This is a genomic window from Paenibacillus sp. A14, assembly GCF_036864815.1.
GTDB lineage: Bacteria > Bacillota > Bacilli > Paenibacillales > Paenibacillaceae > Fontibacillus > Fontibacillus sanfengchensis.
Map to the genome: position 1 here is coordinate 295,991 of NZ_JBAGJD010000001.1, position 21,928 is coordinate 317,918.

At 55.4% G+C, this 21,928-nt stretch carries 19 protein-coding genes; 5 read left to right on the plus strand and 14 right to left on the minus strand.

The genetic code is table 11. The annotated features are described in order from the left end of the window. Window positions 1-7 precede the first annotated feature (7 nt). From V4U88_RS01455 to V4U88_RS01465, 3 genes are all read right to left on the minus strand, one after another. Window positions 8-1,021, minus strand: coding sequence for a phosphotransferase (locus V4U88_RS01455; RefSeq protein ID WP_334071445.1), 1,014 nt, complete (start codon window positions 1,019-1,021; stop codon window positions 8-10). A gap of 161 nt (window positions 1,022-1,182) precedes the next feature. After that, window positions 1,183-2,040, minus strand: a complete 858-nt coding sequence (locus V4U88_RS01460; RefSeq protein WP_334071446.1) for an alpha/beta fold hydrolase — start codon at window positions 2,038-2,040, stop codon at window positions 1,183-1,185. A gap of 15 nt (window positions 2,041-2,055) precedes the next feature. After that, window positions 2,056-2,745, minus strand: a complete 690-nt coding sequence (locus tag V4U88_RS01465) for a FadR/GntR family transcriptional regulator (protein WP_334071447.1) — start codon at window positions 2,743-2,745, stop codon at window positions 2,056-2,058. Window positions 2,746-2,895: 150 nt separating this feature from the next. Here V4U88_RS01465 and V4U88_RS01470 point away from each other — a divergent pair, with 150 nt between their 5' ends. The 3 genes from V4U88_RS01470 (at window position 2,896) to V4U88_RS01480 (ending at window position 6,723) form a co-directional block, all read left to right on the plus strand. Then, complete coding sequence (locus V4U88_RS01470) at window positions 2,896-4,308, plus strand: FAD-binding oxidoreductase (RefSeq protein ID WP_334071448.1); 1,413 nt, start codon at window positions 2,896-2,898, stop codon at window positions 4,306-4,308. A gap of 89 nt (window positions 4,309-4,397) precedes the next feature. Continuing rightward, window positions 4,398-5,651 (plus strand): (Fe-S)-binding protein, encoded by a 1,254-nt coding sequence (locus tag V4U88_RS01475; RefSeq protein ID WP_334072043.1) that lies wholly within the window; start codon window positions 4,398-4,400, stop codon window positions 5,649-5,651. Between the two features lie 346 nt (window positions 5,652-5,997). Beyond that, window positions 5,998-6,723 (plus strand): DUF6273 domain-containing protein, encoded by a 726-nt coding sequence (locus tag V4U88_RS01480; RefSeq protein WP_334071449.1) that lies wholly within the window; start codon window positions 5,998-6,000, stop codon window positions 6,721-6,723. A gap of 197 nt (window positions 6,724-6,920) precedes the next feature. Here the strand turns inward: V4U88_RS01480 and V4U88_RS01485 are convergent, their stop codons facing one another. The 11 genes from V4U88_RS01485 to V4U88_RS01535 all read right to left on the minus strand — a co-directional run bounded on the left by V4U88_RS01485 (window position 6,921) and on the right by V4U88_RS01535 (window position 19,240). Then, window positions 6,921-7,850: an N-acetylglucosamine kinase gene (locus tag V4U88_RS01485; RefSeq protein WP_334071451.1), complete on the minus strand. Its 930-nt coding sequence runs from the start codon at window positions 7,848-7,850 to the stop codon at window positions 6,921-6,923. Window positions 7,851-7,865: 15 nt separating this feature from the next. After that, entirely contained in the window at window positions 7,866-9,434 is a 1,569-nt protein-coding gene (locus tag V4U88_RS01490; RefSeq protein WP_334071452.1) for a glycoside hydrolase family 3 protein, read from the minus strand. Continuing rightward, complete coding sequence (locus tag V4U88_RS01495) at window positions 9,431-10,588, minus strand: exo-beta-N-acetylmuramidase NamZ family protein (RefSeq protein ID WP_334071453.1); 1,158 nt, start codon at window positions 10,586-10,588, stop codon at window positions 9,431-9,433. Before V4U88_RS01495 ends, V4U88_RS01490 begins: the two co-directional genes overlap by 4 nt. Before the next feature lie 45 nt (window positions 10,589-10,633). Continuing rightward, window positions 10,634-11,344, minus strand: a complete 711-nt coding sequence (locus V4U88_RS01500; RefSeq protein ID WP_334071454.1) for a PIG-L deacetylase family protein — start codon at window positions 11,342-11,344, stop codon at window positions 10,634-10,636. Between the two features lie 2 nt (window positions 11,345-11,346). Continuing rightward, the gene (locus V4U88_RS01505) at window positions 11,347-12,315 is read right to left on the minus strand and encodes a GNAT family N-acetyltransferase (RefSeq protein ID WP_334071455.1); all 969 of its coding nucleotides are present in this window, start codon (window positions 12,313-12,315) and stop codon (window positions 11,347-11,349) included. Between the two features lie 387 nt (window positions 12,316-12,702). Beyond that, window positions 12,703-13,902, minus strand: coding sequence for an anhydro-N-acetylmuramic acid kinase (locus tag V4U88_RS01510; protein WP_334071456.1), 1,200 nt, complete (start codon window positions 13,900-13,902; stop codon window positions 12,703-12,705). After that, complete coding sequence (locus V4U88_RS01515) at window positions 13,899-14,759, minus strand: carbohydrate ABC transporter permease (protein WP_334071457.1); 861 nt, start codon at window positions 14,757-14,759, stop codon at window positions 13,899-13,901. Before V4U88_RS01515 ends, V4U88_RS01510 begins: the two co-directional genes overlap by 4 nt. A 14-nt stretch (window positions 14,760-14,773) precedes the next feature. Next, window positions 14,774-15,694: a carbohydrate ABC transporter permease gene (locus V4U88_RS01520; protein ID WP_334071458.1), complete on the minus strand. Its 921-nt coding sequence runs from the start codon at window positions 15,692-15,694 to the stop codon at window positions 14,774-14,776. An 85-nt stretch (window positions 15,695-15,779) separates the two neighbouring features. Then, a complete protein-coding gene (locus V4U88_RS01525) occupies window positions 15,780-17,213 on the minus strand; it encodes an ABC transporter substrate-binding protein (protein WP_334071459.1) in 1,434 nt (477 codons plus the stop codon). Between the two features lie 30 nt (window positions 17,214-17,243). Then, complete coding sequence (gene murQ, locus V4U88_RS01530) at window positions 17,244-18,158, minus strand: N-acetylmuramic acid 6-phosphate etherase (protein WP_334071460.1); 915 nt, start codon at window positions 18,156-18,158, stop codon at window positions 17,244-17,246. A 212-nt stretch (window positions 18,159-18,370) separates the two neighbouring features. Then, entirely contained in the window at window positions 18,371-19,240 is an 870-nt protein-coding gene (locus V4U88_RS01535) for a MurR/RpiR family transcriptional regulator (protein WP_334072044.1), read from the minus strand. 286 nt (window positions 19,241-19,526) lie between these two features. Between V4U88_RS01535 and V4U88_RS01540 the strand changes: the two genes are divergently transcribed. Both V4U88_RS01540 and V4U88_RS01545 read left to right on the plus strand, forming a co-directional pair. After that, window positions 19,527-20,819, plus strand: a complete 1,293-nt coding sequence (locus tag V4U88_RS01540; protein WP_334071461.1) for a 6-phospho-beta-glucosidase — start codon at window positions 19,527-19,529, stop codon at window positions 20,817-20,819. 9 nt (window positions 20,820-20,828) lie between these two features. After that, complete coding sequence (locus V4U88_RS01545) at window positions 20,829-21,842, plus strand: N-acetylglucosamine kinase (protein WP_334071462.1); 1,014 nt, start codon at window positions 20,829-20,831, stop codon at window positions 21,840-21,842. Window positions 21,843-21,928 lie beyond the last annotated feature (86 nt).

The window sequence follows — 21,928 nt, forward strand, 5'->3', positions numbered from 1 at the left end:
TGAGTGGCTAAGCCAGATGGTCCAGCAGATGCTCTCGCAAAATTTCGCGAATCCAAATTTCGTCCTGCTTGAGGGCTTCCAGCCCGGCGGACAAAGTCTGCACTTGCGACCGAAGCACCTGCGGGCCATCCGTTCCCTTAAGGAACCTGCTCATAAAATGTAAAAAGACATCGACCTTGCGCAATCTCAGGAGCAGCGGAATCGCCGAGATTTCCTCGGGGATCAGCCTTAAGCGGGCTCCATAGCCGTCGCAAAAGCGGAGGATATTCATCCGCTTTGCGTCATAACCGAGCAAATCCGAAATGGCGACCGCGGCCTCCATCGCACGGACATCCCGTGTGCAAAACTCAAAATCAAGCAAAGCCGTCACAGTCTCTGGACGCTCCGCATCGACCAGCAAATTTGACGGGTTCAAATCGCCGTGCACCAGCTGATGAGGCAATCTGCGAAGCTCCGGGAGCCGGTCGCAAAGCTCCTCGTACGCTTCGCCAAGCAGGAGTAGCGATGGCTTCAGCTCGCGGAACGGCTTCGGAGGACTTCCGCAAAAATCCCGGACAGCCTCATAGCCGCAATCGGGGTAAGCTTGTTGGAGCTCGTAGTAAGCGCGGTATGCCGGAACCTTCTCCATTTGGACCGCCGCCAGCGCCAGCGTCAATTCGGCGGCAGCTTGTCCAAAGGAGTAAGCCGCATGAAACCCGTCTTCTTTGGGCCGGACGCCTTCGATATACTCGAACAGACAAGCATAGCGCTCCGTCCCGTCTTCCAACGCAATAATGGTTTCCCCCTCCGGTGTCCGCACCGGAACGGGGACCTTGAAATTTAGCGGAAACTTTTGCAAATGCATCAGCACATCATGCTCAAATTCGATTTTATCCCGGTCGCGATGAGTTTCATAAATGCGCAGCACGCAGCTGAGTCCTTTGTTTTCCACGTACCGGGTCGTGTTGTTCCAGCCGCTGTCGCCCTCTTTTACCGCCCCGTTCCAATCGGGCCAATACTGTTTCACCATCTCATCTGACATTCTAATCCTCTCCTGGCATTTCAACTTACATAGAACAAACATTCCTAGATTACCAGTATATCATTCCGCCGGACAAAACAAAAAGGAGCCGCACATTGTCAATGAAGCTCCATTCTCTGCGCGGTCCTATTCGTAAGAACAAGGAATTTATTCAAGTATTATTACGAGTAAAGCCATTCTGTAAATACGGCGTCGAAGCGCTCCGCTTCCTCCAGCATTGGACTATGACCGCTGCGGTCAAAGACGGCCTTCCGGAGCTTGGGATATTCGTTCTCGATGCCTTCCCAAAGGGTGTGGGGGCCAACCAAGTAATCGTAGCGCCCTAGGGCCAAAAAGACCGGCTTTTCCGTCAACGTCAGACGATCCGGGATATGGAGCTTCGCGAAGGCCTCCCCCCACAGATAGTCGATCCAGGGCATATTCGTATACACTCCATCCCACGTCGGAGCCGCATCAAACTGGTAATCGAAAAAACTGTGCGCCCCCATCCGAATGCACATATGTGCGAACCGGCGCTCCGGATCGCGTTCAATGTCGGCAGGCAGCCGGGCGAAGTCGGCGTGAAATTTAACTTTTCGCGCTTCGTCCGCGGTTTCTTCGAAAAAGGCAATGCTCCCTTGCTGTCGTTCGGGACTGTTCGACGTAGCCGTGTTCAGTAGGGCTATTTTCCTGACATATTCGGGGTATTTAATCGCATATTCCAAAGCGAGGAAGGCGTTGCCGGAGTGCCCTGCCACTACGAAATCCTTAATCTCAAGCTGCCTGCGGATCGCCTCAATATCATCCAGCACCCGGTTCAGCGGGTCCCGTTCCTGCAGCGCTTCTTGCCCTTCCGGCGAGGGAGCATGTCCCCTGTGATCGATAAAGATCAGCTTGGCTTGCTTGCGGAGCTCCTCCGAAAACAACCTGGGATAGTAAACCGAGCTTCCTACAACAAGCACCGGAACACCTTCCCCCTCCACGCGGTAACGCAACGGGTAACCGTCTATCCAAACCGTTCCCTTTCTCTCAAGATCCATTCCCGTTAATCTCCTCTAAATATCCATACTCGCCGCAATTTCCTTTCCCGCCTTGGTCAAATGAAGGTCCATCAGGCGGCTGGCCTCGCGGCTGTCTTGTTGTTCAATAGCATGAAGCATTTTCTTGTGTTCCTGAAACAGACGCTGTGCCGATTCCTGTTCGCTGAACAGCCAGAGGCTCCGGGTATCGCGCATCGTGCGGAACATCATTTCGGAAATGCTCTCCATCATACCTTGAAGCATTTGGTTTTGCGTCGCTTTGGCCACCGCGAGATGGAAGTTGACGTCATATACCTGGCTGATCGCCTCGTTCCCGATGGCTTCCTCCATCAGACCGACAATCTTGCGCAATTCCTCCAGGTCCATGGCCGTGCGAAAATCCGCCGCCAAACCGATGCTCCCCACTTCCAACATTTTACGGACCTGCAGCAGGTGGATCAATTCCTTTTTGCGGGCGATTTTGTGAACTCCAATAAGGTCAGGCGCCTGCGCCCGGACATAGGTTCCCCCTCCCTGTCTGGTTTCGATCAACCCCTGAGCCTTTAAATGGCTGATCGCCTCGCGCACGGTTGAACGCCCTACGCGAAACCGGGCCGCCAGCGCTTCCATGGTGTCCAGCTTTTGGCCCGGCTTGACATGGCCCGATTCAATAATTCGTCGTATTTCCTCTGTGACGATATCCACATTCTTTTTGCTTAAATCCATCCGGCTTGTTCCTTCCGCTTCAAAATTTAATTGTCATAAATTCTTAATAATAGTCTATACAATTTAAATAAAATATGGTAGATTGATTTCAAATTCGTCAGATGACCTGATTAATTATTCATATTACAGGATCCGGGAGGAGTTGCACAAATGATAACCCCCGAAATCAAGCGGCAATTGATATCTATTGTGGGAAGTTCTTGGGTCAAGGACAGCCCTCACGAGCTCTACTCCTATTCTTACGATGCGACCCCGATGTATCAGTCTCTCCCCGAAGCCGTGGTCATGCCGGCAACTACCGACGAGGTTTCCGCCCTACTTCGGTTGGCCAACGAGCATATGGTTCCGGTCGTTCCCCGGGGATCGGGGACGAATCTGGCGGCCAGCGCCATCCCGGTCCAGGGCGGCATCGTCCTCAATATGAATCGGATGAACCGGATTTTTGAAATCGATACCAAAAACCTGACCGCTACCGTCGGGCCCGGCGTGATTACCGCAGATCTGCACCAGGCCGTCGAGGCATCGGGTCTGTTTTATCCCCCGGACCCCGGTAGTATGCGGATCTCCACGCTAGGCGGGAATTTGTCTCAATGTGCCGGAGGGATGAGGGGGCTAAAATACGGGGTGACCAAGGATTATGTGATGGGTCTGGAATACGTGCTCCCTTCGGGCGAAATTTTGCGCTGCGGCGGAAAAAACGTCAAGGACGTGGCCGGTTACGACATGACCCGCCTCCTCGTCGGATCGGAAGGAACCCTGGCGGTCATTACGGAAATTACGTTGAAACTGCTGCCGCTGCCCGAGACGAAACGAACGCTGCTCGCCTTCTTTACAAGCCTGGTGGATGCCGCCAAAACCGTGGAACAAGTGATTGCCGCCAAAATTATTCCCGCCACGGTGGAATTTATGGACCAGGGAACGATGCGGGTCGTCGATGAATATGCCAAACTGGGCTTGCCTTTGGAGATGAAATCCATGCTGCTGATCGAACAGGACGGCCCGGAGGAGCTGGTCAAGAGAGATATTGCAAGTATTGCGGAGATTGCCAAGGCCAATGGCGCCGCCAACGTCGAAGTGGCCGCAACTTTGGAGGAAGGCGCCAGACTCCTGACCGCCAGACGTTCGGCGCTGTCCGCCCTGTCCCGAATCAAACCGACAACCATCATGGAGGATGCCACCGTCCCGCGCTCCCGCTTGGCTGACATGGTAACGGAAGTGGAGAGAATTGCGGACAAATACGGCCTGCAAATTTGTACGTTCGGCCATGCCGGTGACGGCAACCTGCATCCCACCTGCATGACGGATGAAAGAAATAAAGAAGAGATTGAACGCGTAGAGCAGGCGTTTACGGAAATTTTCGCCGCAGCGCTCGCTTTGGGCGGAACGATTACCGGAGAACACGGCGTCGGACTCGCCAAGAAGAACTACTTGCCTCTAAAAATCGGGGAAGGCGGAATCGATTTAATGAAGCGGATCAAAGAGGCGTTCGATCCCAACCACATTATGAATCCCGGCAAAATTTTCGCCGGCCCCGCGCGCCGTAGAAGGGTGGTGAGACGATGAGCGAAATTGCTCAAAAAAACCAGGCTCTCCCTGCCTGCTCTTCCTTAAGCGAACCGAAGTCAACCGATGGGCTGCCGGAGCGTTTTGATATGGATGAGATCATGAACTGCATGCATTGCGGCTTCTGCCTGCCGACCTGTCCGACCTACGTCCAGACGGGTTTGGAAACCTACAGCCCGCGGGGCCGGATCGCCCTGATGAAAGGCGTGGCCACGGGCCAGCTGGCGGCGGATGCCGAGTTCGAGCACCATATGAACGCCTGCCTCGGCTGCCGTGCCTGCGAAACGGCCTGTCCGGCAGGGGTTCCTTACGGCGAATTGCTGGAAACGGCGCGCGAGGTCGTGCAAGAAACGAAAAAAGCCGGGCAAAAGCCTTCCGCCCTGCGGAACCTGATCTTCAACCGGATCTTTCCGTACCCGAATCGGGTGAAACGGCTGGGGAGCGTGCTGTGGGGCGCACAGACGCTCGGCCTGCAATCCTTCGCCGACCGGACCGGATTGATCCGCATCCTGCCGCGTGAACTGGCCGAAATGCAAAAATCGGTCGGTACCGTCGCTTCCCCCCGGGAACGTCGGACGCGCCAGCCCCGGATGAAAGCAGAGGGCGAAACGCGTTTGACGGTCGGCCTGTTCACCGGCTGTATTATGGATGTGATGTTTTTCGAAACGAACCAGGCGACAGCGCGGCTGTTAACGAAGGCCGGCTGCGATGTGGTATTCTTCGAGGGGCAGGGCTGCTGCGGGGCGATGCACGCCCACTCCGGGGAGATGAGCGGCGCGAAGGAGCTGGCCAAGCGGAACATCGAAGCGTTCGAACGGTCCGGGGTCGACTTCGTCGTCAATAACGCCGGCGGCTGCGGGGCGGCGCTGAAAGAGTACGGGCATTGGTTCAAGGGCGATTCCGCCTGGGAAGAACGGGCCAGACGGTTTGCCGCCCGTAATCGCGACGCGAACGAAATGCTCGCGGAGCTCCCTCCCCTGTCGTTCAGCAAATCGCTGCCGGCGAAGGCTACCTATCAGGATTCCTGCCATCTCGCGCACGGGCAAGGGGTCCGGAATCAGCCCCGCGAGCTGCTGCGCCGCATCCCCGGGCTGGAGCTGGTGGAGATGCGGCAGCCGGACAGCTGCTGCGGTTCCGCCGGTACGTACAATCTCACCCAGTTCGACATGTCGATGCGGATCCTGGACGGCAAAATGGAACAAGTGCGGGAAACCCAGGCCCATCTGATCGTGACCTCGAACCCCGGCTGCCTGCTGCAAATGAAACAGGGTATCTTGCGCGCCGGCCTGGCCGGTCAAATGGAAGCCGTGCATATTATGGATTTACTGGACCGGGCCCTATAGGAGGCAAATTAAAGGGAATTCTTCCCGTTAATTTGGTGCGTATGCGGCTGCAGAGGCGAATTAGCTGGAAAACCTCCGGCTAATTCGCCTCAAATTCTGTATATCGGCCATTGGGCCGCGAAATAGATGGAGCTTTTCCAGCTAAATCCGATCCAAGACCCAAGAGAGCTACATTAACGGGAGGTTTTCCCGTTAGGTGTGCAGGCTCCGACGGTGCGATGGCGCTTTATATCTGCGATTGTGGATGTTGGCAACGTTTCTCCGAAACCATTTCTTCACGTCCTTGCCCAACATCAATTCTTTAGTTCATCCTATATAATAAGAAAAGAACAAGGAGGAGAACGAATTGGAACATGGTAATATTACTATCACGCCGAACCTGGACATCAAGCCCGGCGAAATCATGACTTTCGGCTCGTATCCGCAGTCAGCGGACGGTGAAGAACTGCCGATTGAATGGCGTGTGCTGCAAAATTCGGGCGGCGAATTGTTTATGATTAGCGAGTATATACTGGACTGCAAGCGGTACCATGGCAGCAGCAAGGACATAACGTGGCGTGATTGCGTGGATATTACGTGGCGTGACTGTGATTTGCGCAAGTGGCTGAACGATGAATTCTATAACATCGCATTCAGTGCCGCCGAAAAGGAATATATAAAGACGGCGCATTGCGCGGACAACGGAGAAGGCAGCCCGGAGACGGAGGACAAAGTTTTTTTGCTTAGCGTCGACGAGATAAAGCAGTTTTCCGAAATTCACGGCAAGGATTTGCGGCGCGCGGCTGGAACGGATTTTGCCAAACAGAAAAAAAACGATGGGTGCAGCTTATATGTATATGATAAAACAAATAAAGATAACTTTATCATCAAAAACGGCGAAGAAGTCGGCTGTTCCTGGTGGTGGCTGCGAACTCAGGGAAACAAGCCTTCACGTGCGTTTTTTATCGGTCCGAGTTTCAGTATTCGCAGCTATGCGAATGTCAGTCTGGCCCGTGACGGCGTGCGCCCCGCTTTAATCATTCAAGTGGGATCTCCAGGCCCGTGTGTGATTAACGGGAAAAACTCCCATTAATTTACCGCCATTGGCCCCAGGATCGGATTTAGCCGGAAAAACGCCAGCTATTATCCGACCCTGACCGCCGATCTAACCCATTGCAGATGAATTAGCTGGAGGTTTTCCAGCTAATCATCTCTACGGTATGGTAGACACTCTATTAACGGGAGAAATTCCCGCTAATAGGTCTTCGTCCCGCTTCGATGTACAAGCTCTTATGGCGTTTCTCCGGTAAGTTCCCGGAACGCGATCATCGCCGCCCCGCGGGCGGCATCCTGTTTCGGCAGCGTGCAGACAAGCTCGGGATAGCGCTGCCGCAGCATCCCGCCGAACGCTTCCCGCACCTCTTTATTGCACCGGAGGACGCTTCCCGCCAAAGCGAGTTCACCCGTCTGCAAGCCCAACCGTTCGGCCACAGGAGCAACAAGCTCAACCAAGGCGCCCGCGCTTTGCCTTACAATCGCCAAAGCCTGCTCGTCCCCCATCGCACAAGCCCGAGACAGAATTGGAGCCAGCGCGGCGATATCTTTTTTGTTCGTGTTCTTGTCGTACACGAACCCGATGATTTGCCGCACGCTGCTCATCTGCAGCTGCTCGTATACCATGGCCGTGATGGCGGTCAGCGCGATCCGCCCGTCCTCCGCCCGCACTACCGCGCGCAGCAGGTCCCGTCCGATGCTGTAACCGCTGCCTTCATCATCGATGAGGTACCCGAACCCGCCGGTCCGATGCGTTTGCCCGTTTGCGTTTTGCCCATAACAGATGGAGCCTGTTCCGGCAATGACAATCATCCCGACGGGACTTTCCAATGCTCCGCACAGGGCGGTCACATGATCTCCGGTCAACGTCAAGCCACCGGTATAACCGGCTTCCCGGACGATCGACTCGAGCCGCCTCGCAGTCTCGGGATGGCTAATCCCCGCCGCGCCGATGCAAAGATGCTTGCAAAATGCCAACCCTCGGCAAACGTCGGAGATCCCCCTCATGATTTCATGCAGGCTGTTTCGGACCGTGCTCTCCTGCTGTCCGTTAAAATTGATAGCCCCCGAAACAAAGGAGTGCACCGCCGCTCCCCTCTCATCCATGATGACGACAGCGGTTTTGGTGCCCCCTCCGTCCAGTCCCGCCACATATTGTCTACTCATGCTTGTGTCACTTCCTTATCTCAGAGCGATGCTCATCCGTCCGGTGGCTGTGACAGAGCCGTCCAGAACGCGCGCGACCGACATCACGGCCAGCGGCGTGTACTCGAAAGCGGCCAGCCCGCACACATCACCGTCCAGCATCTCCAAATCGTAGGGACGCCCCAAGGCAACCGCCGTAACTTGGTGCCCCTGCTCCCGTAAACGGCGGACCAGCTTCAACTGGCCCTCATGTTCACGAGCGTTGAATAATCCGATGACGATATGCGGGTACGGTCGTACATCGGCGGCAATCCTTTCGATTTCCTCGTCCTCCGGATCGATGCCGATCACCTGATGCGCCGCAGAGAATATTCGTCCCAACGTCTCCGGAAACGAAAACGCGGCATCGACGCTGCTGGAGGCAAGGTCGGAACGGTATGGCCGGCTTCCGATAAATATTGTCCGCGGATCTCCCGGTTCCACACGTCTTAGTTCACCGCGAACGCGGCAAATGCTCTCCAGGCTCATTTGCTCGGCCGCGCGGCGGTGAGCCGTACAGCCGACGATGGACAAGTCCTGCCCGGCCCGCTCAACCGCGGCATACTTACGTTTATAATACAGCACCTTGGCCACCGCTTCATCCAAAACCTCCATCGGGAGTTCGCCCGATTGAACCGCCTGCTCCAACAGTTCCACCGTTTCGATCACAAGCTCCGGTGTATGGCTGACGAATACCATGTGCACCCCGGCCTGCAAAGCGCCTAACGCCCCTCGGGCCGTACCGTAAAACTCTTTGATCGCATCCATCTCCAGGCAATCGGAAACGATCAGACCATCAAACTGAAGCTCGTTTTTGAGCAGATCGGTCACGATCTTCCGGGACATCGTCGCCGGCACCCGCTCGGCCTCCAGCGCCGGAAACAGGATATGCGCGGTCATGAGACTTTCGGCACCGGCTTCGATGGCCCGGCGGAATGGCACAAGCTCCAGCGCCTCCAGCTCTTCCAGCGTTTTGCCGATGACCGGCAGGCCGAGATGCGAATCGACCGCCGTATCGCCATGCCCGGGAAAATGCTTGACCGCCGCGAGCACGCCGCCGTCCCGCAAACCGCGCAGCATCTGCAGGCCGTACTCGGTAACCGTCTCCGCCGTGTCCCCGTAAGAACGGACATTGATTACCGGGTTGTGCGGATTGTTGTTGATGTCCAGCACCGGCGCCAAATTGAAGTTTATCCCCAGCGCCCGCAGCTCGCGGGCCGTGATGCGCCCGGCGGCATACGCCTGCTCCGGCCGTTCGCCGGAGGCGATCGCCATCGCCCCCGGTACGTTCGTCGCCTCATCCGGCAACCGCGTGACCCGGCCGCCCTCCTGATCGATCGAGATCAGCGCCGACTGCCCCGTCTCCTTCATGATCAACGCTTGCAATTCGCCGCATAACCGGCTTAACTGTTCCACGCCGCCTACATTATGCGAAAATAGAATGATGTTGCCGATTTTATACTCCGTAACCAAGCGGCGCAAATCGCCCGTCATTTCCGGCGCGGAGAAGCCCGTCAGAATCAGTTGGCCGATTTTTTCCCTTACCGTCATCGCCGGAGATGTCATACGTGGTCACCCCTTGAATAGAGATGATACTTCTCTTTCATCTTCGCAAACACCCGGCTCTCCTCCCGGAACTGCTCCAGCATTTCCGATAGCGGCACCGTTCCTTCGCGGTACAGTTTATCGCCGCACAGCAGATCGATAAACGGCCGGGCGTTTTCCTTGACCGGCGACAGGTATGCGAAATCTTCGTAATTTCGCTTGATCGTATAAAGCAGCGTCACCCCGGCCTCCACAGCGTTGAGCGCCCGCGCATCCGTCACGTAAAGTTGCACGCCCCCGCACAATTCCCCGGCAAATTTGGATGTCGTCGGCTTAAAATACACCGGCAGGAACATCACCCCCGGCAGCCGCAGCGCATTCATTTCCGCGGCCAGCGCCTCCGGCTCGATGAATGGCGCGCCGATCATTTCGAACGGAAACGTCGTGCCGCGCCCCTCCGACAGGTTCGTGCCTTCAAACAGGCAGGTGCCGCCGTACAGCAGAGCGGTTTCAAAGCGCGGGATATTCAGCGAAGGATGCACCCAGATCCGCCCCGTTTCCGGAAACAGCATGCGCCGGTCCCAGCCTTCGCAAGGGATGACATGAAGTTCGGCGTTCCAGCCCACCATCTCGTTCGCCATCGCCGCCACCTCTCCCGCGGTCAAGCCGTACCGTACGCAAAGCGGATAATTGCCGACAAACGACTCGAACCCCGGCTTAAGGACATTGCCCTCCACCGTAACGCCGTCCAGCGGGTTAATCCGGTCCAGCACAATAAACGGCTTGCCCGCCTTGGCGCAATCTTCCAAGGCATACAGCATCGTATAAATAAACGTGTAGTAGCGAATCCCCACATCCTGAATATCGTAGACGACCGCATCGACTTCCTCCAGCATCTCCGGCGTCATCCGCTTGGAATCCTTCCGGTACAGACTGTACACCGGAACGCCCGTCAGCGGATCCGTATAGGTTTCGACCATGGCGCCCGCCGCCTGGTCGCCGCGCACGCCGTGTTCCGGCGAAAACAGGGCGGCCAAATGAAAATGCTCCTTCAGTACCTGAATGGTGGACACAAAGCCGGAAGCGAGTCCCGTCGGCGACGTGATCAGTCCCAGGCGTTTCCCTTTGAGCAGCCGGGCGTACGACATGATATTATCGATCCCGCTCTTGACCATAACCACAAACCTCCCCTTAACGGCCTGCTGAAACACGCCGTTTCATTACATCAAATCCGATTTCAGCACGCGCATCGTCTCCGCCGGCACCATAAAAGTCTCCGCATACTGCTTCCGGGCTTCGATGCCGCGCACGCGGGCCAGATGCTTGTAATATTCCAGATAAGGAAAGGAAGCGCTTCCCGTGACGAACCAATGCTGGGACACGGCCTTCACCCACAGGTCGTAGGCCTCCTGGTCGAAATCGATGTACACGTAAGGCTTGTAGTCGACCGCGTCCTCCCAGTTTTCCGCATAGTACAGCCTGGAAGCAAAATGCGCCGGCCGTTCCCGCTTCAGCGAACCCAGCCCGGCGAAAAAGCGCGCGTCGTTCACGATCAAATGCGTAGTCATATGATCTTTGTGCATGCTGTTCTTGAAATGGGTGATCAAGATGTTCGGCCTCACCTCGCGGATCACGTCACACACCCGGTAGCGCATCTCTTCACTGTTCGTCAGCTCGCCGTCGGGAATTTCGAATACGATGGACTCGCCTCCGAGCATCTCGGCAAAAACGGCCGCCTCCCGCACTTTCTGCTCCCGGTACTCGGCCATATCCCTTCCGGCCGGAACGCCGCGTTCCCCGGCGGTCAGCGCCAGCGTGACGACGCGGTCTCCCTTCAGCGCGTGGCTGGCAAGCACGCCTCCCGCGGTTAATTCCATATCCCCCACATGGCCTCCGATAGCCAGAATCGTTAACCGTTCCTGTTCGCTCATCGCTAGAACTCCCTTCTCATGACCGCAAATGTTTTGACCTTCCGAAATCCCGCCTGCTCGTAAATCCGCATCGCCGGATTCGTCATACCGGTAAACAACGACATGTAATCCGTCCCGATCTGTTGAAATGCCTCGCACAGTTTGAAAAATAAAACGCTGCCCAGCCCATGTCCCTCGTGCGCGGGGTGCACTCCGATGCCGGCGAAAAAGCCGCGGCCTTTCTCCTCCCGGATGACCGGCCCGGCAAAGCCAGCGGCCTTTCCGTTCAAGGCTGCGATCACCAGCGGTTCGCCGGCTTCGGCGTACTCGGGAATCTGCCGCCTCCACAGCGGATTGTCGAAGCCGTCCAGCATCTCCACAAGACCGTCGTGCCGGGCGGGATCGTAGAGCTCGACCCGGTATCCGGCTTCGGCCGCCTTTTGCTCCTTGGCCCGGATCTCCTCCGGGATCGTAAATTGTTCGAGCGGCAAATACATGCCGCACTCCCGCGCCCGTTCCGCGTAGCCACTGCGGAGCAAAAAGCCGTGCAGCCCGCTCCCTACCGGGACGCCGGGCGCATTGTTGTGCTCATGCCGCGGCGTGTCGGGGATGTACCACGGCAGCTGCATCGGATTAAAAAACAGCACATCGGCCTGCTTTTTGCCTAAGCTTCGAAAACGCCGCTCCAGGGCTTCCAGCAGTCTTCCGTAACTCTCATCGGTTTGCAGCTCCTCGTCCAGCACGATGCAGGTAATGTAACCCGCGATGTCCCCGAGCGGCAAATCATCACCCGTGCACCCGCAGGCGAAGCCCCGCACCGTCCCGTCTTCGTCCCGCATCACCCATGCCGCTTCGCGGTCAAAATACGGGCTGGCCGTAAAAATGCCTCCAAAACTTTGTTCGGTCAGCGCTTTGTACCCGTCCCGCACCGCTTCCCGGTTCCATAGCTCGATGACCCCGGGGGTGAAACGATCTTCCCATGTCATCAACATGCGCGCGATCCTCCCTGCCTGGTTCCGGCTTGACAACCTCTAGTGCCCCATCAGACAACCTTGATAACATTGAATTCCTGCATATCTGCATGTTTTTTTCTAGTACGGAACAAGAATTTCAAAATTTCTGCAAATCTGCAGGAATTTTTGACGAAACCGGCTCGTTGCTCTAAAATCGCCAGAAATGCCTGCAGATTTGCATCTTTTTTCGCACCCCCTCGTGAATCAGCCTAAATACCTGCAGATTTGCATCTTTTGGAGCTGGAAGGGTTGGAAGGTGCACTCGGCACCTTGATCGCCGTGGGCCTCAAACGATTTGGATGTCTGTGGGCGTGCGAATGTATTCTCAATTTCTCAATATCCCCTACTACTATGTCTGATGGAGCATTAGTAACTGATCTTGCCCATCACCACGGGGCGCTCCGCCCCGGTCACGCCGGGCAGATTGTTGGCCCGCCCGGCCAGCGTATAGCCGGCGAGCAGCGCGAAGGCCACCGCCTCTTTGGCGTCGCTGCTCAGCCCTACTTCTTCCTGGGTCCGTACGGCGACGTTCATCGGTGCCATCTCGGCGTTCAAGAAATCCATCAGCACGGGATTGTAGCTCCCGCCGCCTCCGACGATCAGCGCGTCCGCCGGATCCCGGTCGCGGACGAAGCGGCGGTAAGCTTCGCCGACCGTCCATGCTGTCAACCGCGTCACCGTCGCCACGAGATCGCACGCCGAAAGGCCATGCCGTTCCCGATAGTCCAGCAATCGATCGATATAGGACGCTCCGAACAGCTCCCTTCCGGTCGATTTAGGGATCGGCCGGGAATAATAAGGCTCCCGCTGCAACTCCCGAAGCAGCCCATCATGGATACGCCCGCGTTTGGCCATATCTCCTCCGGCATCCATCGTCTGCCTGCCCAGAGTCAGCCCGGACACCACCCCGTCGATCAGCATGTTGCCGGGGCCCGTGTCGAAGGCGTAAACCTGCTCCGCCCGGCAGCCCGCCGGAAGGACGGTCATGTTGCCGATGCCGCCGATATTTTGCAGCAGCAAAGTCCGGTGCTCTTCCCGGTACAGCAAGTACTCCGTAAAAGGGACAAGCGGCGCCCCTTGCCCGCCCGCGGCCATGTCGGCGACGCGGAAATCGGAGACGCAGGGAATGCCCGTCCGGGCCGCGATCACGGCCCCTTCCCCGATTTGCACCGTATACCGCAAATCGAAGCCGTCCCGTTCATGCGCTTCCGGCGCATGATAGATCGTCTGCCCGTGCGAACCGATCCAGGCGATCTCCCGGGGCGTCAGTCCCGCCTTGCGGATCACCTCCAAAGCCGCCTCCGCGAACAGTTCGCCCAGCCAAACATTCAACCGGCCGACGCGGTCGATCGTCGCTTTCCGCGGATCAAACAGTGCAAAAATTTCTTCCCTGGCTGAAGCCGGATACGGAAAGTTCTCGAACGCCACCAGGCGGACTTGCGGTTTCAGGTCCAGCTCCCCGCGGATTTCCACCACCGCCGCGTCGATCCCGTCGACGGAGGTGCCGGACATGAGTCCCACCGCGTAGCGGGTGCCGCCGCCCCCCTTGCTCCGCCCGTCGTTCATCCTTTCACCGCCCCTACGGTAACGCCTTCCAGGAAGTATTTTTGCAGGCTGAAGAACAGGATAAACATCGGGATCGCCGAAATGGCGGCCCCCGCCATCATCGGGGCAAAATACGTTGTATTGGCAAAACGGAAGTTTTTCAATCCGACTTGAATGGTCTGCATATCCATCGTGTTAGTCACCAGGAACGGCCAGAAGAAGGTATTCCAGCTATCCATAAATGTAAGAATCGCCATGACCGCCATGACCGTTTTGGACAGCGGCACGATCACGCGGATAAAAATTTGGAACTGGTTGCAGCCTTCCACCTTGGCGCATTCCAGGATTTCGTTCGGAATCGACGACATGAACTGTTTGGCCAGAAAAATATTGTAGACCGTGACGATCCCCGGCAGGATGAGCGCGCCGTACGTATTCTGGATTTGGAATACGTTCACGATCAGAATGTAAAGCGGTACCTGGGTAACTTGATAAGGAATCATCATCGCGCAGAGTAAAATAAAGAACAGCACGTTTCTTCCTTTAAACCGGATTTTGGAGAACGCGTATCCGGCCAAGGTAGCAAACACTACATTGAATACCGTGACACTGCCCGCGACGATCAGCGAGTTCAGCAGCCAGCGGTAGGAATATTCGCTGTAATCAAAGAAGAACTTGTAGGAATCCAGTGAGATCTTGGTGGGCCAAAGCGTGTAGCTTAGAGCGCCGGCTTCCACCGGGTCGCCGAAGGAGGAAATAATCATGAAATAGATCGGAAACAGGGTGGCGAGCGCGAAGAGCACAAGCACGATGATCATGAAGGTATTGCGGGCAAGCTTTACGCTTTTGCGTCCGGTATGATTGCTGTATAGCGCCATCGTTCTCTCCTCCCCTAGTACTCAACATCGTTGCCGAGAAATTTGAATTGGATCAGGGAAATACCGGCGATAATCACCGTCAAAATCAGGGATTGCGCGGCGGCTTCGCCAAACTCGAAGTATTTGAACGCGTTGTCGAAGATCAGCAGTCCGACCATCGTCGTCGCGTTGTCCGGGCCACCGCCCGTCATCAGATAAGCGTTCTGGAAAACCTGGAACGAACCGATGACGCCGGTCACGAGCAGGAACAAGGTGGTCGGCTTAAGGCACGGGATCACGATGTACCACAGCTTCTGAAAAAAAGAAGCCCCATCCAGATCCGCCGCTTCGTAATAGCTTGAATCGATGCCGAGCAGCGCGGCGAGATAAATAATGATGCTGGTGCCGTGGCTCGACAGCCAGGCCATCAGCACGAGGGAGAACATGGCCGTCGCGCTCGATCCCAACCAGTTCTGGTTGGCGATGCCGAACACGCCCAGCAGTTGGTTCAATATCCCCGAGGTCATCGGATCAAAAATCCACAGCCATACAACCGATAAAGCGACCCCCGATGCGACGGCGGGGAGGTAGTAAACCGCTTTAAACGTCGTTTGCAGCCCCTTCTTAAAGGGAAGAATCATGATCGCGACGGCAAAGGACAGAAACAGCGATACCGGAACGGTCAGGGCCGTATACACCACAGTATTCGTGATCGATTTCCAAAAGAGCGAATCTTTAAATGTGCTTACGTAATTATCAAAGCCGATGAACACCGAGCCGAGCGGCCGGTACTCCTGAAAGCTGATGATAAAGGCGCTGACCACGGGGTAGGCGGTAAACATGGCGTAGACGACCAGCGCCACGGCGATAAACGCGTAAGCCCAAGCGCCGTCTCCTTTCCATTTGCGCTTCTTGCCGATCTTGGGTGGATTCTGTGCTTTTGCCAAGTGAGCCATAATGTCCAAACTCCTTCTCCAACCGTTTTGCGAAAAAAGGATCGGGCAGCCGAATCGGTTTTACGCGACTGCCCGATGGGTAGGACTAATCGTTTACAATTCCGTCTTGACCGAAGGTGCCGATCGCCTCGGCCTTGACCGCTTCGTACATTTCCTCCGGCGTGATTTCGTTTGCCAGAAGCGCCTGCAGCTTCGGAATGATAACGGCATCCTCGATCTTGATCGCTTTGGCGCCAAGGTCGACCGGGATGTCCGGCCGGGCCGGGTTCGCATGCGAGAGCATCGTTTCCACGGCGGCCACATTGTCCGGATTCCGGTCAACCGTCATGCTCTTGGCCGCTTCTCTCCCGCTCTTCGTGATATGGGCAGCAAATAGATCGTTGTTTGTCGTGGCCGCTACCTTACCGCTTGCCAGGAAGTAGGCGGCTTTTACCACATTTGCCTTATGCTCGGCGGTCGGCTCTTTTTTGCCGCGGAAGGTAACATAACCGTCGACCACAGTGCTGGAAATCGGCTCCTCGCCCACGAAGGTCGGTACCGGCAGGACGATATAATCCACAGGGATGCTGCCTTGTACGGCGCTGCCATCGTTGGCCTTGAGCTTTTCATTATTCTTCTTGGCGGAATTCTCAAACGTCGCGAGCCCTTTGCCGGTGATCATGGTCTGTCCCGTAAGGAACATATTCCAACGTTTGCCGGCATCGACGGAGCTAAGCTCCTTAGGCATCGAGCCGTCGTCGATCAACTGCCGGATCGCCTTCAACACTTCCAGGAAGTTTTTGCTGGTATACGCATATTTCAAATCTTTGTTGAAAGGGGCCGGCATCCCGGCATTTTTAATCAGAATGTTCAAGTAGTCCTTCGCGGTGACGCCGGCGGTAGCGAAAACGAATCCGTATCGTTTCGTGGTGTCGCCTTCCCTGACGACTCCCTTTTTGATCGCTTCGCGGAATTCTTCGTAAGTCCAGCCGTTTTTCTGCACGTTTTTCCAGTCGATCCCCGCGGCCTCAAGATATTCTTTGTTCCCGCCCAGTGCGTGTACTTCCATATAAGCGGGGAACCCGTAGAGTCCTTCGCCTTTCTTCATATATTCCAGCGGCGCGGGATCATAGTCGGCGATCATTTCCGGGGTCGCGGTGTCGGTAATATCCATCAGCATCCCCTGTTGAACGTACTTGGAAATCCCATCCGAGCCAATGAAAGCGATATCAGGAGGACTTCCCGCATTGACCTGCGTATCGAGCTTCTGGGTCATATCCTCCCAGCTCGCAGGTTCGATTTTCAAAGTAAGATTCGGGTAGAGCGCATTAAAGTCTTTCTCCATTTGGGCAAAATTGTTCTGAAATTCCCCCGAAACCGGCGGAAGCAGCGCGGTAATGGTATCTTTCGCTTCCCCGTTCCCGGCTTTTGCAGCGTTTGCGCCGCCGCCTTCGTTACCTTTGGTTCCGCAAGCCGTCAACGTGGCAAGCAGCATAGAGAAAGCCAGCAGTGAAGTCAGTACATGCGTTTTTCTTTTCATTTGAAAATCCTCCCCCCGGGTTATCGAACGTTATCTTACTTGATTGGTTGTGCGAATGGCGGATTTCAGGTTCCCTTCGCATTCCGCAAGAACCCGCTCCGCCTGGACCGCGTCCAGTCCGGTTTTGATCATCAGGATCGCCAGCTTGCAGTTCATGGACGCCTTCGCCAAAAAATCGGCCGCCGTATCCGGATCGACTCCGGTAGCGATCCGGATGATCCGGACCGAACGGTCATAGAGCTTCTTGTTGCTTGCCTTCAGATCCACCATCAAGTTGTTGTAAGTCTTCCCCAGCTTGACCATCGTGCAAGTGGTCAGCATGTTCAGCACCAGCTTCTGGGCCGTGCCCGCTTTCAGCCGGGTCGAGCCCATAATAACCTCGGGGCCGACCACCGGAACGATGCAAATATCGCAGACTTCCTCCAACCGGGACCCCTTGTTATTGACGATGCCGATCGTTACCGCCCCCAATTCGGCGGCTTTCTTCAAACCGGCGATGACGAAGCTGGCCGAGCCGCTGGCCGAAATGCCGATGACGGCGTCCCGCGCTGTCACGCCAACGCGCTCAATTAAAGCGATCCCCTCCTCCGCACTGTCTTCAAAACCTTCAACGGCTACTCTTAATGCCATGTCTCCCCCGGCAATATGTCCCTGCACCAGGGCGGGATCGACACCGAAAGTAGGCGGACATTCGGAGGCGTCCAGCACCCCCAATCTTCCCGAGGTGCCCGCTCCTATATAAAACATTCTGCCACCCTGTTTGAGCAGTTGATGGAGAATATCCACCGCCCTGACGATTTGCGGGATTTCCGCAGCCACAGCAGCAGGAACCTTGGCATCCTCCTGATTGAGCAGCCGCAGCATTTGCTCGGTCGTGCACTCGTCAATCATTTGCGTGTCGGGGTTGATTCCTTCTGTGGTCAGTCCTGCAAAGTATTGTTCCATGGCCGATTCATTCTCCTCACTGGTGAATTGGGACCTCAATTCTTGGTTTTATATTAATTGGGCAAACCTTACACCGTCAATAGTTTTTGAAATAAAATTTTATGATGTAATATTTTTTTGTTTTTTTAATTCGTCCACGAGATAAAAAAAGCCGCCCCTCCATCATCAAAGATGACCTTGGGACAGCCCATTATGTAGCCCAAAATGCCGGGTTATTTCCGGTTTCTATGTTTGAAGGCGAGAATATTGTGCGTTTTTGTAAGAAACTTCTTCACGTTCTGGTAATCCGCGCTCGCCACGCCGGCAAATAAAATGTCGATGACGGTAAGCATGGCGATTCTTGAGCCCATGGCCCCGCTGCGCATCGTCACTTCGGGCGTCGAAATCCCCAGGAGAATGTCGGCCTTATCCGCCAGCTCGCTCTTATTGTACCGGGTGATCGCGATCGTGCTGACTTTGTTCTTCTTGGCCACTTCCAGCGTGTCCAGGATTTCGGCCGTATCTCCCGAATTGGAAACAAAGATGGCCACGTCGCCCTTGCCCAGCAAGGTCGCCGCCGTAAGCTGGCTGTGCGCATCGATATAAGCGTGACACATTTTGTTGATCCGCGAAAATTTTTGCTCACCGTCCTGGCAGATCAGCCCCGAAGCGCCCATGCCGAAAAAAACGATACGGTTGCTCGCCCGGAGTGCTTTAACGGCCCGGTCCACCTCATTCCTGTCCAAAACGCTGAGGGTATCTTCTATGGATTTCATATTGTTACGCGAAATATTCGAAATAATGGTGTTAAGATCGTCCCCCGGCTGAATGTCGGTGTATCCGTCGTTCCGCTCCTCGTCCATGGAGCCGACGGCGGCGGAAATACTCACGATGAAATTTCGGTACCCGCTGTAGCCCATCGTTTTGCAGAAACGCAGCACGGAGGCGTCGCTGGTCTTGCTTAAACGGGCCAGACTCTTGATCGACAAATGCGGAATTTCTTCCGTATTGGCCAAAATATACTCGGCCACCAGCCGCTCTACCGGTGTCAAATTCTCTTTCATTTCCCGGATTTTGATCAGGATATTATCATTAATCGCCATCGCAGCTTCCCTACTCACTTAATGAATTTCTCTTACTCTACTTTTCTCTCAAAAAGCTGACTTCCCATGATATGCATTCATATCTTAAGCGCTTTTTGCGTAAAAAACAAGCGATCTCTTTCAAAAAACCTGGAAATCGATCCCTCCCACTTAAAATTTTATTTCAAAAATATTAATTCAACATAAAATTTATTTACGTTTTTTATTGTCGCATCGATGAACACCATGCTATAATAACCGCGAAAAAGTCTGGATGTTCACGTCATAACAACAAAGGATGGTTTCCATGCATAACAAGTTAAAAATCTCCATTATTGGAGCGGGAAGCACCTATACGCCCGAACTGATCGAGGGTATCCTCAAGCGCAAGCATGCTCTACCGGTCACGGAGCTCGTTCTTATGGACATCGATGCCCGCAAGCTTGATATCGTGGGCCGGCTCTGCGAACGGATGATCCGGGCCGAGCAGCTCACCTGCCGCGTCGTCAGGACGGCGGATCTGGATGAAACGCTGCGGGATGCCGACTTTGTGCTGGGGCAAATTCGCGTCGGCAAACTGGCTGCCCGGATCCTGGACGAGAAGATTCCGCTCAAATACGACCTGATCGGCCAGGAAACCTGCGGCATCGGCGGTTTTTTTAAAGCAATGCGAACCATCCCCGTCATGTTGGGAATCGCGCAGCGGATGAAGGAGCTTTGCCCGGACGCCTGGCTGATCAACTTCTCCAATCCCGCCGGCATTCTTACGGAAGCCCTGCTGAATTATAGCGACGTTAAAATGCTGGGGCTTTGCAACGTTCCCTTCAATATGTTCAAGAGCATCCGTGAAACGCTGCAGTTGGACCACCCGGAGATCACCTATTTGGGACTTAACCACCTCAGCTGGATCACCGCGATCGAACAAGATGGCCAGGACTATCTCAAACGGGCGCTCGATATGGGCCTGAACAGCGAAGCCATGAAGAACATTCCTTCCAGTGGTTTCAGCAAGGAATTGATCCAAATGGTCGGTGCCATCCCTTCCTCCTATCTCGAATACTACTACTTCAAAAACAAGAAGCTGGACCTTCTCCGGTCGAGCGAATTGAGCCGCGGGGAAAAATGCGTGCAAATCGAAGAGGATCTCCTGCAAATCTACTCCGATGCGAATTTGCATACCAAACCCGAGCTGCTGTCCTCCCGGGGTGGGGCCAATTATTCCGAAGTTGCGATCAGTCTGGTGGACGCCATTTACAACGACAAGCAGGAAGTTCATGTGGTAAATTTGTTGAATCGCGGAGCGCTTGAGTTCATGGATGATACGGATGCGGTGGAAGTCCGGGCGGTCATTGGACGCGACGGGGCCAAACCAATCAAAGTTGAAGGTTTCGCGAACCGGCACATCATCGACTACATGCGTATGGTCAAAGCTTACGAGCGCGAGACCGTGACCGCCGCCGTGACCGGAAGCGAAGACGCCGCCATGCGCGCGCTGCTCATGAACCCGCTGGTCGGTGATTATGACGCGGCTTACGCCTGCTTCCAGGAATTGAAGGAAGCGCACAAAGTCTATTTGCCGCAATTTTTTCCCGTAAGTTAGGTTCTGGCCATGGATAAAAAATATGTGATCGGCGTTGATGGCGGAAACAGCAAGACGGATTATTTCCTGTTCGACCTGGACGGCAATTATATCGATCATCTTCATACCGGCACCTGTAGCCATGAACGGTTTCCCGACGGGTATGCCGGCGCGGAACGGGCCATGAGGGAGCATTTAAGCAGGTTGTTGGCGCCCCACCGGCTTGTTCCGGAGCTGCTTGCCGCCGGTGCCTTTGGCTTGGCTGGAGCGGATATCCCTCCGCAAAAAGCCAAACTGTGCGAGGTGGTCGAGCGGCTTGGTTTGGCCCATTTTGCGCTGGATAACGATGCGTTTCTCGGCATCAAGGCGGGGAGCGAAAAAGGGTACGGCGTCTGCTCCATTAACGGGTCGGGGATGTCCACCGCCGGCATATCCGAAACCGGGGAGCGCCTGCAGATCGGCGGAGTCGGCAGCGAACTGTCCGGTGACGAAGCAGGCGGGTTTTATCTGGCCAGACGCGTATTGCGGACGGTTTACGACACCTTTTACCGGCTTGGCCCCAAGACGGCCATGACCGGGCCGGTAATGGAACTGCTGCGTATTCCATCCAAAGCCGATTATATCGAAACCGTGCTGGAGGGCTCGGTAAGGCGAAGCTTACCCACGACAGAACTGGTTCGCATTTTGTTCCGCGCCGCGGACCAAGGAGATTCTGCCGCACTTCAAATCATTCGTCACTCGGGGGAGCAGCTTGCCCGCTCTGTCGCAGGCTGCCTGGAGCACTTGAATTTCGCCGGCGATCGGGAAGCTGACATTATTTTGGCCGGGTCCGTATGGGTCAAGGCCGAGACGCCTCTGCTGTTTGATGGCTTCAGACAGCAGATGGCCGCTCTGACCCAAGTCCCCTGCAATTATATTTTCCTGCAGGTTCCTCCCGCCGCGGGAGCCGTCCTCTGGGCCTTGGAGCTGGCGGGGGAATCCCCCGTGAAGCCGGAACTGCGCGGCAAAGTCATCGGACATATCCAAGAGACGCGACTATCCTGAGAGAAGCCTGGAATTCTATATACAGAATAAAACAGCCGGTTATCGCTTGTATTAGCGGTAACCGGCTGTTTGCCGTTTCTCTGTAC

Coding starts and splice junctions, on each gene's coding strand:
- V4U88_RS01455 (WP_334071445.1), bottom strand. CDS start 1,021: ATGTCAGATGAGATGGTGAAACAGTATTGGCCCGATTGGAACGGGGCG.
- V4U88_RS01505 (WP_334071455.1), bottom strand. CDS start 12,315: ATGTTGATGACATGGGAAGATCGTTTCACCCCCGGGGTCATCGAGCTA.
- V4U88_RS01515 (WP_334071457.1), bottom strand. CDS start 14,759: ATGGCGCTATACAGCAATCATACCGGACGCAAAAGCGTAAAGCTTGCC.
- V4U88_RS01510 (WP_334071456.1), bottom strand. CDS start 13,902: ATGAACGACGGGCGGAGCAAGGGGGGCGGCGGCACCCGCTACGCGGTG.
- V4U88_RS01470 (WP_334071448.1), top strand. CDS start 2,896: ATGATAACCCCCGAAATCAAGCGGCAATTGATATCTATTGTGGGAAGT.
- V4U88_RS01535 (WP_334072044.1), bottom strand. CDS start 19,240: ATGGCGATTAATGATAATATCCTGATCAAAATCCGGGAAATGAAAGAG.
- V4U88_RS01485 (WP_334071451.1), bottom strand. CDS start 7,850: ATGAGTAGACAATATGTGGCGGGACTGGACGGAGGGGGCACCAAAACC.
- V4U88_RS01500 (WP_334071454.1), bottom strand. CDS start 11,344: ATGAGCGAACAGGAACGGTTAACGATTCTGGCTATCGGAGGCCATGTG.
- V4U88_RS01490 (WP_334071452.1), bottom strand. CDS start 9,434: ATGACATCTCCGGCGATGACGGTAAGGGAAAAAATCGGCCAACTGATT.
- V4U88_RS01475 (WP_334072043.1), top strand. CDS start 4,398: ATGGATGAGATCATGAACTGCATGCATTGCGGCTTCTGCCTGCCGACC.
- V4U88_RS01540 (WP_334071461.1), top strand. CDS start 19,527: ATGCATAACAAGTTAAAAATCTCCATTATTGGAGCGGGAAGCACCTAT.
- V4U88_RS01520 (WP_334071458.1), bottom strand. CDS start 15,694: ATGGCTCACTTGGCAAAAGCACAGAATCCACCCAAGATCGGCAAGAAG.
- murQ (WP_334071460.1), bottom strand. CDS start 18,158: ATGGAACAATACTTTGCAGGACTGACCACAGAAGGAATCAACCCCGAC.
- V4U88_RS01525 (WP_334071459.1), bottom strand. CDS start 17,213: ATGAAAAGAAAAACGCATGTACTGACTTCACTGCTGGCTTTCTCTATG.
- V4U88_RS01495 (WP_334071453.1), bottom strand. CDS start 10,588: ATGGTCAAGAGCGGGATCGATAATATCATGTCGTACGCCCGGCTGCTC.
- V4U88_RS01460 (WP_334071446.1), bottom strand. CDS start 2,040: ATGGATCTTGAGAGAAAGGGAACGGTTTGGATAGACGGTTACCCGTTG.
- V4U88_RS01545 (WP_334071462.1), top strand. CDS start 20,829: ATGGATAAAAAATATGTGATCGGCGTTGATGGCGGAAACAGCAAGACG.
- V4U88_RS01465 (WP_334071447.1), bottom strand. CDS start 2,745: ATGGATTTAAGCAAAAAGAATGTGGATATCGTCACAGAGGAAATACGA.